Source organism: Pseudomonas sp. AC169 (genome assembly GCF_979258515.1).
Window position 1 is genome coordinate 6084848 of record NZ_OZ409866.1, and the last position, 14524, is coordinate 6099371.

Genomic DNA, 14524 nt, shown 5'->3' on the forward strand with positions numbered 1-14524 from the left:
CAGCAGAGCGACGAGGCTTCAGCGACCCTCAACTTTCTCTCCCGGCGCGGTACTGCCCCCACTTGAGGTTCATGTTCACCCCAAGCGAAAGGAACGGTTCTGGCGGGTTGCTGTTGGGCCCCGGCGCCTGCAACAGGAAATCAATCAGTGGCTCACGCTGCCCCGCCAGCCAGTCAGCGAGCAACTTGCCGGTCACGGTTCCACGCGTGACGCCCAGACCGTTGCAGCCCAGCGCGCCGTAAACGTTGGGCGCCAGTTCGCCGAAAAAACCGTTGTGGTTGCGCGACATGGCCAAGGCGCCGCCCCAGGTGTAGTCGAACGTCACGTCCGGCAACATCGGGAAACGCTGATCGAATGAAGCCTTGTGCCGACGCACGAAACGCTCGTTGTACTTGCTGTTACTGCGGCCATCGGGGTTGAAGGTGAAACTGTTGCGAATCAGCAAACGGTTGTCCGGGGTACGGCGCACTGTGGTACCGAACGGATCCGCCGGAATGGCGCCCCAGAACGGTTTACCGCCGAGGCGCGCCTGTTCTTCCTCGGTCAGCGGCCGGGTGATGCTGGCGTAGGTGTAGATCGGCAACATGCGCCCTTGCAGGAAGCCGAAACGCATACCGAACGAGTTGTTCGCCAGAATCAGCTTGTCGGCAGTGATGCTGCCGTGGGCGTGTTTGAGCAGCGTCTTGGCGCCGTATTCCACTTCCAGAATCGGCGTGCGCTCATACAGCGTGACGTTCGACGGCAGATGGTTGGCCAGGCCTTTCACCAGTCCGGACGGTTGCAGCAACACTGCGCCCGGCGTGAACAACGCTTTGCGGTAAAACCGCGTGCCCAAGTGTTCGGGCAACTCATCGGCATCGATCATTTGAAAAGGCTGATCGAGTTTTTCCAAGCCCCGGCGATAGGCATCGAGTACGGCGATGCCGCGGTTTTCTACCGCCGCCTGATATTTGCCGCAGGCTTTCATCTGACAGTCGATGCGGTATTGATCGACCAGCTCGCGAAGTATCGATTGGCCGGCCAGATTGAGTTTCAAACTGGTCCGAGCCAGCGCGATGTCACCGATGTAATCCTCAGCGCCAATGTCATGGGGAAGATCAATGGCAAAACCGGCATTGCGCCCCGACGGCCCCAGTCCGACTTCCTGCGCTTCGATAAGCACCACTTCGTCATCGGGAAAGTTGAGCGCCAGTTGCCGCGCACACGCCAGCCCCGTGAAACCGGCACCGATGATCACCCAGCGGGCGGAACGGTGCCCGCGGTGAGCCGGCTCGGGACTGCGTGGCTTGCTCAAATGAAACCAGCCACAACTATCATCATCGGCGGGTAATGAACTGACTTTCATAGTGTTGAACCGTTAATCGTTGAAGTTGCAAAACGCACGCGGCACAAAGCAAACGCACGCAGTGGCGTTGATCCGGAAACTTGCAAAACTGGCACTTGCGCAAACAGTGACGATTGACTGTTTGTTTTAAAAACTGGCCGCCACGGCATAACGTCCGCTGTTGGCATGGTCGTTGGCGTAGTAATAATCCCTGAAGGTCATGGGCGGTAAGCCGAACAGGTCCTTGAAGCGTTTATAGAAGTGCGGATAACTGACAAAACCGGTAGCCAGTGCGACATCCGTCAACGAGCGATCACTCTGCACAATCAATTGCCGAGCCCGAGTCAAACGCAGTTCCAGGTAATAGCGATTCGGTGCCGCATTCAGATAGCGGGCGAACCTTCTTTCCAGTTGCCGGCGTGACACGCCGACGTGGCTGGCGATTGCATCGATTTCCAGCGGTTCCTCAATGTTTTTTTCCATCAAGTCGAGCGCGATATTCAACGGCTTCGGAATCGAAGAGCAGCGAAGGCTGTCGGCGTTTGCCGCAAACTTCGGTTGAGTTTGTCCGGGTTGGTGAACGCGTTTTATTTCATCAACCAGTGCCGCATCGTTGCGCGCACCCAGTTCCTGCATGATCGCCAGGGTCATATCCAGCGCCGAATGAGCGTTGGCGCAAGTGGCCCGGCGCTGCGCGCAAATAAACTCGCGAGTCGATACTTTCAACTGCGGGAAATACTCATGGATCAGGCCGCCGCTGTCGCTGTGACAGGCGAACTCGCAAGCCTCCAGCAAACCGGCATCGGCCAGATAAAACGCGGCATTCCAGCAACCGGCAACGATCCCTTTACTGGCGGACTTTTTCAGCACCCGGCGCAGCAACGGCTGCGCGGCAAGCCGCACGCGCTGGCCACCGACCACAATCACCGCATCATGATTGAAGCCTTCTGCGACCAACCTTTGCGAAGCCAGCGACACGCCAATATCACTTTCAACCAGCCCGCCCTGAAGTGAGTAGGTCGATACCGTGTAAATCGTCTCAGCGTTGATCAGGTTTCCAGTGGCCAAGGCATCCATCGCCGTTGAAAGCGTCGTCAACGAAAAATGATCGAGCAGGATGAACGCCACCCGCACCACACGTTCATGGCCCGACATAACTGTGGATTGGCGAAATCCAATGTTCTGTTGTTTCAACGGACTCTGGAAAGTTTCCATGTTGCGTCACCCGCTCACCTTCACTTGAAACGACAACCCGTTGGTTTAGCGACCGGCACGGCCCGCCGCCAAACCGTGGTCGAACCGATTACTTCGCTGCCGCCCGCGCGTCACTCAACCAGCCGTCATAGGCTTGCTGGTTGGCCTTGATCCATTCCGCGGCATGCCGCTTGATGTCGGCCAGCGACTTTTCACCGTTCTGCATGCGCAGGTTTTGCGCACTTTCAGCGGCCGTAGGGATGCTGACTTCAGAGAGGAATTTGCGCGCCACCGGGTTTTTCTCGGCGAACTCTTTGTTCATCACGGCATTGACCGTGTCCACCGGGAAACCGAGGTTCTTGCCATCATGGAAAGTGTCCTTGCTTTCCTTGCCATCCGGCAGCGAGGTGAACGGCACCGGCAGCCAGACCACGTCACGCCCCTCTACCAGAACACTGGCGATCCACTGCGGAACCCAGGTAAAGAACAGCACCGGTTTGCCTTGCTGGAAGCGCGCAATGGTGTCCGCCATCAACGCGAAGTACGAGCCGCGGTTGTCGACCACGGTTGGCCCCAGACCATAGGCTTTCATGTGGTGTTCAACCATAATCTCGCAGCCCCAGCCTGGGTTGCAGCCTGTCAGGTCAGCCTTGCCGTCACCGTTGCTGTCGAAGAGTTTGGCGATTTCGGGTTTCTTCAGGTCCGACAGATCCTTGATCTGATAAGCCTCGGCGGTCTTCTTGTCGATCATGTAGCCCTGCAGCACGCCCTTCATGATTTGCCCGACCTTAACCATCACGTCATCGCCGCCGGCCTTTTCATAAAACGCCTGGTGCAGGTGTTCCCATTCATGCACGGTGAAGTCCGCGTCGCCGTAAGACAGCGCGAGAAACATCGCCGGGTAGTCGACTTCTTTTGGCTGTTTGACGTCGTAGCCCAACTCCTTGAGGCCAGCGATCACGACTTCACCGCGAAAGCGCTCTTCGGCGATGGTCGGGAAGATCGGCGTAATCGAAACGCCGGCACCCGGTTTGTTGGCGTCGGCCGCGTAAACCGCCGAGCACAACAAGGCGCCAAACACTGAAGCCACCAGGCTCGCAACCACGCTTTTCTTGAGATTTGTCAGTTTCATGTTTCACCACGCTTGGAGTTTTTTAATGGGTGAGCAGGCCAACTTAATTCGTCACTGGACGTACAACGTTCTTCTTTTTCTTTAGTTTCATGACCAGACCCACAGGGCCGCTTTCATACCAGCGCTGACCGCTAGCCAGATCGCTGCTGCGCTCACCCATTGCTTGGGTCAGCCGATCAAGGAATACCGCGAGCAGCACCAGCCCGGCGCCGCCGACGCTGGCCAGGCCCATGTCGAGGCGACCGATGCCGCTCAACACCATCAAACCCAGACCGCCCACCGAGATCATCGAGGCGACCACCACCATCGACAGCGACAACATCAATGTCTGATTGAGACCGGCCATCATCGTTGGCGCCGCCAACGGCAGCTGCACCTTCATCAGCATTTGCGTAGCCGTGCAGCCGAACGCGCGGGCGGCTTCGACCTTGTCGGCCGGAACCTGACGAATACCAAGGTTGGTCAGCCGCACCAGTGGCGCGACGGAAAAGATGATGGTGACGATCACACCGGGTACGTTGCCGATACCAAAGAGCATGACCACCGGCACCAGATAGACGAACGCCGGGAGCGTTTGCATGGCGTCCAGCACCGGGCGGATGATCATTTCCGTGCGATCACTGCGTGCACACAGGATGCCCAGCGGAATGCCGATGACTGCGCAGAACAGCAGCGATGTCAGCACCAGGGCCAATGTGACCATCGCATCGCTCCACACACCGATCAGTCCAAGTCCGGTGAGCGTTGCAACACTGAAGATGGCAATGCGCTTGCCGCCAATCTGCCAACTGATCAGTCCGGCGATGATGATGAATACCGTGGGGGGAACCGACAGCAGTCCCCACTGCACACCGTCGAGCACTTGATCGACCGGCCAACGGATCGAGCGAAACACTTCTCTGAAGTTATGCACCAGATATTTAAGGGCGGTTTCCACCCACGATCCCAAAGGGATATTTAGACTTTGAAAGGGATCTAAAAAGTTGAAGTCTGACATGATGCTACCTCGCACTCAGAAACGGCATATCAATGCTGATTATTCGCAGTTCAGCTGTTACACAGGCAGCTCAGAAGATGGCCTTGCGAAATCGAACCTTTATAAAGTCCGACTTCATCCACCACCGGCATAGGCGTTGCCGAGGCAGCGACAATATGAAAGATATCTCGAAGAGACGCTTCGGCTTTAATCGGCGTTTGCCCGCCCGGTATATAAGCGACATTGCAATCCTGTTGCGCGATATCACCCGCTTTCAGAATCCGACTGGTGTCGAAGCCATTAAAGAAATCGCGAACATATTTATTCACCGGGTTGCACAGGAGTTCACGCGGCGTGCCGATCTGCACCACGCGCCCGCCTTCCATGATCGCAATGCGGTGACCGATGCGAACCGCTTCTTCTATATCGTGGGAGATGAAGATGATGGTGCGATCCTGCTCGGCCTGGAGCTTGATCAGCTCGCCCTGCATTTCGCTGCGAATCATCGGATCGAGTGCCGAGAAGGCTTCGTCCATCAGCAGAATGGCGGGATCGTTGGCCAGGGCGCGGGCCAGACCGACGCGTTGTTGCATGCCGCCGGAGAGTTGGTGAGGAAAGCTCAGCTCCTGCCCTGAAAGCCCGACCTGCTCCAGTGCGCCCATCGCGCGGCAATAGCGTTCTTTCTCGCTGACACCGCTTATTTCCAGGCCGAAGCTGACGTTGTCGATGACGCTCATGTGCGGCATCAAAGCAAACGACTGGAAGACCATGCCCATGTCTTTGCGGCGAACTTGCAACAAATCCTTGTCGCCCAGACCGGTAATTTCCTTGCCGTTGAGAAAGATCTGGCCGGAGGTTGGTTCGATCAACCGGTTGAACAATCTGACCATGGTCGATTTGCCCGAGCCGGACAAACCCATGATCACGAAAATCTCACCACGGCGAACAGAGAAGTTGGCATCAAACACACCAATCGCCTGACCGGTCTTTTTGAATACTTCTGCTTTTGATGCGCCTTCTTTAACCATTTTCATGGCAAGTGCTGGCTGCGTACCGAAGACTTTGAAAACATTCTTTACGCAGATGATCTCGTCGGAACTTGTCATACCTTGCCTCCTTCGCATCGTGCATCTTTCGCATTAAGCGACAGGCAAACGAGCAAAAATAATTGTAAGCGGCAGCGGTAATGAATAGATGTCTTCACGACGGGCTTCCTTTTATTATTTTTGAGGTCCCAGGAAAAAGGGATGTTTCAAATCTATTAGCATCACCTCGCTTAATCCAACTACATTTACAGGGGCAATTCGATAACGTCGGGTTATCGGTTGCGACGACAGCCATTGCCGAGTGCCGCGTCAGCACCATGAGCGACCGGGTCTATCCCCACAGCGACGCTCGCGTAGCCCTCCCCGCACGGTTCCGTTACCCTCCTCGCGCTTCGTTGGGGAGCTGTATGGTTAGGAGAGTGTACGAATGAGCAAGCATGTCGACCCTGACACCATCCTGCTGAAAATGCCGTCCTTGAGGGCTGTGAAGGCATTTGTGGCCGCGGCCAAATACGAAAGCTTTACCCGCGCGGCGGAGGCGCTGTGCGTTTCCCAAGCCGCGATCAGCCGGCAGATTCGTGAACTGGAAAGTTATCTGGGCGCGCAACTGTTTACCCGCGTCGGCCGGGCGGTGGAGCTGACGGCGGCCGGCGCGGTGTTCTTCGATGCCGCGCAACTTTCGTTCGTCAACATCGCCCAGGCTGCCGAACGCATCCGCAGCAGCCAGTCGACCAAGAAGGTCCTCACCGTCTGTTGCTCGCCAGCATTTTCCGCGCTGTGGCTGTCGAATCATCTGCAGGAGTTCTTCGCGCAGTGCCCGGATATCGAACTCAACCTGATCACCACGCAGAACTTTTTGACCATGGAACCCGGTGTGCAGCCCGACATCTTCATCACCAAGATTTCGCGCATCCGTGACGGTTATAGAAGCTACCCGTTGTGCCACGACGTGATTTACCCGGTCTGCACCCCGCAGTACCTGGAAAAGCACCCGGAGATTGCGACGATCGAAGGCGTGCGCGATTCGGCATTGCTCAACCTCAGCCCTTACGGTCGCTCGCAAGTCGCCGAGCATGTCGACTGGGGGGTGTGGCTGGCATTTCAGGCCATCGATATCGATGACCGTCCGCCGAACAGCCCGCAAATCTTTAATGCCAACGACTACAACCTGCTGATCAGCATGGTCCTGACCCATCAGGGCATTGCGCTGGGCTGGAATCACTTGGTCACGGGATTGGTGCAGCAAGGCCTGCTGGTGCGACCGATCGAGCAACAGGTGCAATTGCGTAACAGCTGGCACTACCTGAGCTGTCGCGAAAGCTCTGAAAACGAAGACGAGTTGCGGCGTTTTCGCGAATGGATTCTGGCGAAGTTTCCCCGCCGCTAATTCAGTCCGCACAGGCGTCGGCTGATTTGGTTATCAATAGCCCGCCGAAAATGTTGCTAGAGCGGCACCCTCCCCCTGGCTCATTGTTGAGCTGCGCCGGCCATGATCGGCCCGGCTCAACTCACAGGAAGGGATTGTTGAATGTCACTCTTCGAATTCTGTCGCGACTTTGATTTCCTCGATGCCCCGCTCAAGACCCGTGCAATTGTGCAGGACAGTCTGCTGGATATCGTCGGCGTCATGGCCGGCGCGGCCAGCAATGACACCAGTATCGCGATGCGGCGTTTTGCCGAACGGCATTACCCGGCGGGCGCTTACAGCAGTCGCCTGATCTTTGCCGGGCAGCGTGTCAACGTGCTCGGCGCAGCCTGGGCCGGAGGGTTCAGCGCTGACAGCCTCGACGCCCATGAGGGCCACTTCAAATCCAAGGGGCATGCCGGTGCCACGGTTGTTCCTGCGGTGCTGGCCCTCGCCGATGCGCTGCATCATCAAGGCCAGTCGATCAGCGGCCATGAACTGCTGACCGCGTTGTGCATCGGTTATGAAACGGCGCTGCGGGCCGGTTCCGCATTGATGGCGACCTCACCGACTTATCACGCATCGGGTGGTTTTTCCGCGCTGGGTGTTGTCTGCGCTGGCGCGCGCTTGCTGGACTTTGATGAGCCGACATTTCGCCACGCCTTGGGCATCGCCGAGTACTTCAGCGCACGCTGCCCGATGATGCGCCTGATACACGCGCCGACCATGCTGCGCGACGCCCACGGTGCGGGTGCATTTGCGGGTTTGAACGCACTGTTCATGGCCCGGGAAGGCATTACCGGTGCACCGGCAGAAACGGTTGAAGACGTTACCGTCGCCGAATACTGGAGCGACATCGGTGCACGCTGGGAGATCGACAGCCAGTACTTCAAACCCTGGCCAGTCTGCCGCTGGGCGCAACCGGCGCTGACCGCTATGCTCGAACTGCAGCGGGAAAACCCTCAGCTCGATGCCGACTCGATTGAAACCGTTCGCGTCGAAACGTTCTACGAGTCGATGTGTTTGCAGGGCCATACACCGAATGATGCCGACCAGGCGCAGTACGCCCTGGCCTTTCCGCTGGCCGCACTGATCGTCAGAGGCAAGGTCGGTCCGGAGGAAGTCACCGGAGCGGCGATTTATGCCGAAGATATTCTGGCACTGAGCCGCCGTATCGAAGTGGTCGAAGCCGCCGATATCTCCGCCCGCTTCCCCGACGAAATCCTCTCCCGACTGACCATCACTCTGAAAAACGGTGCTGTGCTGGTGAGTCCGGTCACCGCCGCGCGGGGCGATCCCGAAACAGCCCTCAGCGCTGAAGAGCTGAGTCAGAAATTTGATCTGTTCGCCAGCGGTCTTGGTGTGGAGCGCAGCGCTGAGGTGAAAGCGGCGATCCAACACATTGCGCAATCACCCTGTGCCATTACTGCCCTGGAAGGGATTTTTCACGCCGTTCCGCCACTCCAGTCAGGCCCCATCGATAACGCCAACGCATGAATTGCCCACAGCAAATGTCGTTTGTGACGTCTGTCCTGGGCCATATAGGCTGAGACCCATGTCGCCTATGGGAGGATAAAAATGAACAATAAAGAAAGCGTTTTTGACCTGATCGCACAACGTAAACCCTGGCACTCGCTGCCCGGCGCTCTTTACAGCAGTGAAAGCGTTTACCGCCAGGATCTTGAGCAGATCTGGCACAAGGACTGGATCTTCGCCGGCCACACCTTTGAAATCACCAAACCGGGGCAGTATTTCACCCTGCAGATCGGGGACTATCCCGTTGCAGTGGTACGCGGCAAAGACGGCGAAGTTCGGGCGTTCCATAACGCCTGCCGTCACCGTGGCGCAAAAATCTGCGAGGCCGATCACGGCAAAGTGGCGAAGATGGTGTGCCCGTATCACAAGTGGACGTATGAGCTGGATGGCAACCTGTTGTTCGCCGGCAACATGGGCCAGGATTTCGACAAATCCCAATACAGCCTGAAAAGCGCTCACTGCGAGATCGTCGATACCTACATTTATGTCTGCGTGGCCGCCAAGGCCCCGGACTTCGAGGGTTTCCGCAAAGCCGTCAGCCCCTTTGTAGCGCCGCACTATCTTGAAAACTGCAAAGTGGCGTTCGAGTCGAACATCATCGAGAAAGGCAACTGGAAACTGGTCTTCGAAAACAATCGCGAGTGCTATCACTGCGACGGCTCGCACCCGGAGCTGCTGCACTCGTTCGTCGATAACCTTTCGGTGGGCGGCGTCAGTGGCGAAGATGATCCAGAGCTATCGGCCTACTGGGCCAAGTGCGAGAGCGCCGGGTTGCCAAGCCGTTTGGTGATGGATATCAATGGTCAGTTCCGCATGACCCGTATTCCGCTGTCATCCGGTGCCGTCAGCTACACCATGGATGGCAAACCGGCCGTTGCCGGCCGTCTGGACAAGACAACTGAAGCGGACATCGGCGCGCTGTTGTACTTCCACTACCCCTCCACCTGGAACCATTTCCTCGGTGACCATGCGTTGAGCTTCCGCGTGCTGCCGATCAGCGCCACCGAAACCTTGGTCACGACCAAATGGCTGGTACCCGACAGCGCAGTGGAAGGCGCTGATTACGATATCGAGCGCCTGACCAAAGTCTGGATTGCCACCAACGATCAGGACCGCACGCTGGTCGAGGGCACTCAGCGTGGCGTGACCTCGCCTTCGTATGAGCCGGGTCCTTATTCGGAAACGGCCGAGACCGGCGTTTGCCAGTTCGATGACTGGTACTGCGCGACCATGATGGATCGGCTCAAAGGCCCCATTCCATTGAAGTCTGTTGGCTGATCGGCGTTCTCCTCACGCGCTCCAACCCTCCTCCCTTCCAGCATCCCGACGGATGCTGGAGGGACTCTTTCGTCTCGATAAGCTGTTGTTCCGGCTGGTAGCCGAAAAAAGCCGGGAGACACCGATAAGGATGTCCGCCTCAATGAACACCTCGACATCATCCGTGGCGACTTATGCAAACTACGGCGAACGCGTGTCGACCCGCATCATATTCCTGATCACCGGCATCGTGATGTCGGCCTGGGCGCCGCTCGTTCCGTTGGTGAAAGCGCGTACCGGACTGGACGACGGCGGACTGGGCCTGTTGTTGCTGGGATTTGGTATCGGCTCGATCGTCGCCATGCCGTTTGCCGGTTACCTGACCGCACGTTTTGGCTGCCGCCCGGTGATCATCTGCTCAACTGTCGCGTTGTGTGCAGTGCTGCCAATTCTGAGCCATCTCGCCTGGCTGCCGGGTCTGGCCCTTGCGGTACTGGGGTTCGGCGCCAGCATGGGCATGCTCGATTGCGCGATCAATATCCAGTCGATCATCGTTGAAAAGAACAGCGGCGAAACCCTGCAATCCGGTTTCCACGGGCTCTACAGTGTCGGCGGCATCGCCGGTGCCGGGGCCATGACGGCGATGCTCAGCCTGGGGCTGGATCCGCTGTTGTCTGTGCTGTGTCTGGTGGCGATCATCCTCGCTGCGCTGTACAAAGCTGCGCCAGGTTTACTGACCTATGGCACGGAAAGAGGCGGCCCGATGTTGGCGCTGCCACGGGGGATCGTGCTGCTGTTGGGCAGCCTGTGTTTCATTGTTTTCCTGACGGAAGGCGCCATGCTCGACTGGAGCGCGGTTTTCCTCGCCTCGCAACGCGCAATGGAACCCAGCTACGCCGGTTTGGGTTATGCCAGCTTCGCGGCGGCGATGACGCTCGGACGCCTGACCGGAGACGCCATCGTCAGCCGACTGGGCGGCATTCGCGTGGTGGCGCTGGGCGGGATCTGCGCGGCGGCCGGTATGTTGGTTTCGCTAGCATTCGATAGTTGGCAGGTGGCATTGCTGGGCTATGCCTTGGTCGGTATCGGATGCTCGAACATAGTCCCGGTGCTGTTTACGGCGGCGGGTCGGCAACAGCGCATGCCGCAGCGCACCGCGATTCCGGCGATCATCTCCATGGGCTACGCCGGCATTCTCATGGGGCCGGCGTTTATCGGCATGGTTGCGCACCTCAGTACGCTGGTGGTCGCATTGGGTGGCTTGGTTATTCTGCTGTTGTTCGTCAGCTACGCCGCGAGATTTTTGAAAGCCTGATGCGCTGGTCACAAGCCTTTGGAACATTGATCTGCTTGAAGGAAATCTTTTAGCGAAGCCTGATAAAGGGTCAGTGGTCGATTGTCGGGCTGCGACAGTGCAAATGGAATCACCACGAGATGTGAAACCGTTGTGGCGTTTACTGAATAGGTTTTTTGCCTGCAAATGCCGTTTTCTTTATTCAGGATGAAATCAAACTTGAACAGGTCTGGCCTTGTGCACCAGCTCGGAATCAAACCAAAACTCAAACCTGTCAAATACTCTTGTGTGCAAGCGCCACCCAATGAAAATTCCGAGATTTTTATTTCCAGTGCAGGGGGGCTTGAGGCGGTAGGTCTGGAGCTGAGATCCTGTGCATTTGGCATCATGTTCTTTGTCAGCGCATAGGCGTCTTTGCCAAGGCGACTGTTTTTCCAGGGAGAGTCTATTTCGTAACTGAAGCTGGAGATGATTTCCTGTGTTGCGGTACCAGTGTGTTCGTTGATTGTCGGCACGGTCGCATAGGAGGTACATCCTGAACACAGCATCGCAACACTGACAACAACACATCCATGAGCTATTAAGCGGCGCATTCTAAATTTCAGTCCCCACTATTGATCAGCCATTGCACTGGCGTTTTTCTGGCCTGCTTCGGCCAGCTTCTTTTGCACATAAAAGAGCATCAACACTGAATTTCTCTGAGCCTGTCGAGACTCAATTGCGGGAGACTTGTGACAGCCGCAATTTAGCATCAGGCAAGGGAGCCCGCTAAGGCCTCTTTCAGTGAGGGTTTTCGCCCACGCTGACCTCGATCGGAGTTGCTTGGGAAATCTTGTGCTGCCGGGTCGCCTGCCAACACAGTAGCGAGCCCACCGTCACCAGCACGGCGCCCTGCCAGAACTGCATCTGCAAACTGACGCCCAGCCACAGCGCGGCGAACGCCGATGACAGCACCGGCGCGGAGTAGGACGCGGTCGCCAGCAAGGTCAGGTTTCCCCGCAGAATGCCGATGTTCCACAGCGCGTAACCGCCGGCCATGGCGATTCCGGCTGCCAGCAGCTCCAGGGAATTTTCCCAAGTAAATGGCGGTATCTGTTCCTGGCTCACGTACCACTTCCCCCACAGCACGACGGACGTCAATACGAAAAACAGCACCACCAGATTCTGCCCGCCGGCATAGCGACGCGTGACATTGCAATACAGCGCAAAGGTGATCGCACAGGTCAATGCCAGGCTGTAGCTCAACGGGTTGGACTGAACATTGCGCACAATTCCCGGCAGCGACAACCCCTCGCCACTGACCACCCACAAGATGCCGAAAATCGCCAGTGCGGAGCCCGGAATGATGAACCAGCTGGTTTTCTGCCCGTTCATGACGATCGCCAGCACCACGGTCAGGCACGGCCACAGATAATTGACCACGCCCAGTTCAATGGCTTGATGGCGATCACTGGCGAAACCCAATGCCAACGACAGGCACACCTCATAAGCGACGAACAATGCGCTGCCGAGCAGCAGATAGAGCCTGGAAGTCGAACGAATCCGCGGACGGCCGAGGAACACCAGCAACAGCAAGGCGCCCAGCGAATAGATCAGCGCAGCGCCCCCCAGCGGGCCGAAGTGCTCGCTGACGCCCCTGATCAATCCGGCGGCGGTACTCCATAAAACGATCGCCACCAAACCACACGCTGTGGCGGCCCGCTCACCTTTGATCAGCATCATGACTCCTGGCACAAAATGGCAACTCGACCGCACAGGCTAACCAGCGCAAGAGCATCAATAAAGGAACATTTTTGCCCTGCAAAGGATGAGCTGTCGTTATGACTCAGCCTTGATTGACCTGCGTCCAACGGTCGCAGCAAACAGCCATTGGAAAATTCCGCACAAGCCTTAGAATCCGCGCGCTCTTGCAGTCGCCGGATCTGGTGACCGAAACGTATCCAACCGTCCTGCCCGTCTGGCGGGCGCCCGCATCACACACCCCGGCTTGGCAATCGCATGCGCAGAGGCGCACGTTGCGCTGTTCGATCTCTAGAGGTTTTTATGTCTCCGCGTTTGCTGGCCATGGCGCTGGCGCCCCTGCTCGGGCTGTTCATTGTTGCGCTGGGCAACGGCTTTCTGTCGTCGCTGACCACCCTTCGACTCGACGCTGCCGGCGCATCAGCGACGATGATCGGCGTCGTTTCATCGGCCTATTTCATCGGTCTGACCCTGGGCGCCGTGTTCAATGACCGCTTGATTCTGCGCATCGGCCATATCCGCGCCTATGGCAGTTTCGCCTCGCTGATCGCCGTGACTATCTTGCTGCAGGGATTGTTCTATGACACCTGGGGCTGGTTCGCCCTGCGCCTGATCAACGGCTGGGCCACGGTCGGTGTGTTTCTGGTGATCGAAAGCTGGCTGCTGCTGGCGGGCGACGCGAAGATTCGCGGGCGCTTACTCGCGTTGTACATGATCGTCTTGTACGGCGCCGGTGTGCTGGGCCAGGCAACGTTGGGCAAGATCACCGGGCTCAGCGACAGCGCACCGTTCATGGTCGCCGGCATGCTTGCCTCGTTGTCGGTGTTGCCGATCGTGATCCTGCCGCGCGTGTCGCCGCTGCTCGATCAGGTCGAGCCGCTCAAGCCACGGCAACTGCTGGGCGTGACGCCGACCGGGCTGGTCGGCTGTTTCGGCTCGGGTGTGACCATCGCCGCGATTTACACCTTGTTGCCGCTGTATCTGCAGCGCAGCGGTCTGAATGTCGGTGAAGTCGGCAGCATGATGGCCTGGACGATTCTCGGAGCGATGCTCCTGCAATACCCGGTCGGGCGTTGGTCCGATCGCAAGGATCGCTTGCAAGTGCTGACGATTCTGACAGTGGCGTGCACCGTATTGTCGCTGGTGATCGTCCTGGTGCCGTTGTCCTCGACGATGCTCGCGGTGATGTTGTTTCTGCTCGGCGGCGGTGTGTTTGCGCTGTACCCGGTTGCCGTCAGCCACGCCGCCGACCGTGCCCCGGCCGAAGCCTTGGTGCCGATGATTCAGGGTTTGCTGCTGATCAACTCGCTGGGCTCGGCAATCAGTCCAATGATGATCTCGCCGGTGATGAACTCGTTCGGCGCCAATGGTCTGTTCTGGGTATTTGCGCTGGTCAATCTGTGCATGGTCACCTTCTTCCTGTGGCGCCGTGGCAAACGCCCGGTTCCGGCCAATCCTGCGCCGTTCGCAGCGGCAGCAACGTTCTCGCCAACGGGCGCGGAACTGCGGGTGACCGAAGACTTGCGTCAGGCGGTGCAGGAGCATCCGCCGATGGTCGATGCGTTGAGCGGCGAGCCTTCGCCGCAGTGCGAGACGCGCTAAGGGTTGCGCCAGTCTGTG

The 14524-nt window shown here is 57.9% G+C and carries 12 protein-coding genes; 5 read left to right on the forward strand and 7 right to left on the reverse strand.

Annotation, left to right across the window (positions count from 1 at the left end; translation table 11 throughout):
- Window positions 1-28: 28 nt before the first annotated feature.
- The 5 genes from ACZZ0G_RS27080 to ACZZ0G_RS27100 form a co-directional block, all read right to left on the reverse strand.
- On the reverse strand, window positions 29-1345 hold the full coding sequence (locus ACZZ0G_RS27080) for an NAD(P)/FAD-dependent oxidoreductase (RefSeq protein WP_463558277.1): 1317 nt from the start codon (window positions 1343-1345) through the stop codon (window positions 29-31).
- Window positions 1346-1471: 126 nt separating this feature from the next.
- Window positions 1472-2539, reverse strand: a complete 1068-nt coding sequence (locus ACZZ0G_RS27085; protein ID WP_463558278.1) for a GlxA family transcriptional regulator — start codon at window positions 2537-2539, stop codon at window positions 1472-1474.
- A gap of 88 nt (window positions 2540-2627) precedes the next feature.
- A complete protein-coding gene (proX, locus tag ACZZ0G_RS27090) occupies window positions 2628-3650 on the reverse strand; it encodes a glycine betaine/L-proline ABC transporter substrate-binding protein ProX (RefSeq protein WP_463558279.1) in 1023 nt (340 codons plus the stop codon).
- A 43-nt stretch (window positions 3651-3693) separates the two neighbouring features.
- Window positions 3694-4647, reverse strand: coding sequence for a glycine betaine/L-proline ABC transporter permease ProW (gene proW / locus ACZZ0G_RS27095; RefSeq protein WP_463558280.1), 954 nt, complete (start codon window positions 4645-4647; stop codon window positions 3694-3696).
- Between the two features lie 50 nt (window positions 4648-4697).
- Window positions 4698-5732 (reverse strand): quaternary amine ABC transporter ATP-binding protein, encoded by a 1035-nt coding sequence (locus ACZZ0G_RS27100; RefSeq protein ID WP_137217037.1) that lies wholly within the window; start codon window positions 5730-5732, stop codon window positions 4698-4700.
- 367 nt (window positions 5733-6099) lie between these two features.
- Here ACZZ0G_RS27100 and ACZZ0G_RS27105 point away from each other — a divergent pair, with 367 nt between their 5' ends.
- From ACZZ0G_RS27105 to ACZZ0G_RS27120, 4 genes are all read left to right on the forward strand, one after another.
- Entirely contained in the window at window positions 6100-7059 is a 960-nt protein-coding gene (locus tag ACZZ0G_RS27105) for a LysR family transcriptional regulator (RefSeq protein WP_034154055.1), read from the forward strand.
- A gap of 141 nt (window positions 7060-7200) precedes the next feature.
- Window positions 7201-8574 (forward strand): MmgE/PrpD family protein, encoded by a 1374-nt coding sequence (locus ACZZ0G_RS27110; protein WP_463558281.1) that lies wholly within the window; start codon window positions 7201-7203, stop codon window positions 8572-8574.
- Window positions 8575-8655: 81 nt separating this feature from the next.
- Window positions 8656-9891 (forward strand): aromatic ring-hydroxylating oxygenase subunit alpha, encoded by a 1236-nt coding sequence (locus ACZZ0G_RS27115; protein WP_463558282.1) that lies wholly within the window; start codon window positions 8656-8658, stop codon window positions 9889-9891.
- Between the two features lie 142 nt (window positions 9892-10033).
- Window positions 10034-11185 carry an MFS transporter gene (locus tag ACZZ0G_RS27120; RefSeq protein WP_463558283.1) on the forward strand — a complete coding sequence of 384 codons (1152 nt, stop codon included), beginning with the start codon at window positions 10034-10036 and terminating at the stop codon, window positions 11183-11185.
- A gap of 8 nt (window positions 11186-11193) precedes the next feature.
- On the opposite strand, the gene ACZZ0G_RS27125 is transcribed toward ACZZ0G_RS27120, so the two are convergent.
- Together ACZZ0G_RS27125 and yddG are read right to left on the reverse strand one after the other, a co-directional pair.
- The gene (locus tag ACZZ0G_RS27125; RefSeq protein WP_463558284.1) at window positions 11194-11757 is read right to left on the reverse strand and encodes a hypothetical protein; all 564 of its coding nucleotides are present in this window, start codon (window positions 11755-11757) and stop codon (window positions 11194-11196) included.
- A 187-nt stretch (window positions 11758-11944) separates the two neighbouring features.
- Window positions 11945-12883: an aromatic amino acid DMT transporter YddG gene (yddG, locus tag ACZZ0G_RS27130; protein WP_463558285.1), complete on the reverse strand. Its 939-nt coding sequence runs from the start codon at window positions 12881-12883 to the stop codon at window positions 11945-11947.
- Between the two features lie 279 nt (window positions 12884-13162).
- Between yddG and ACZZ0G_RS27135 the strand changes: the two genes are divergently transcribed.
- Window positions 13163-14506, forward strand: a complete 1344-nt coding sequence (locus ACZZ0G_RS27135; RefSeq protein WP_463558286.1) for an MFS transporter — start codon at window positions 13163-13165, stop codon at window positions 14504-14506.
- Window positions 14507-14524 lie beyond the last annotated feature (18 nt).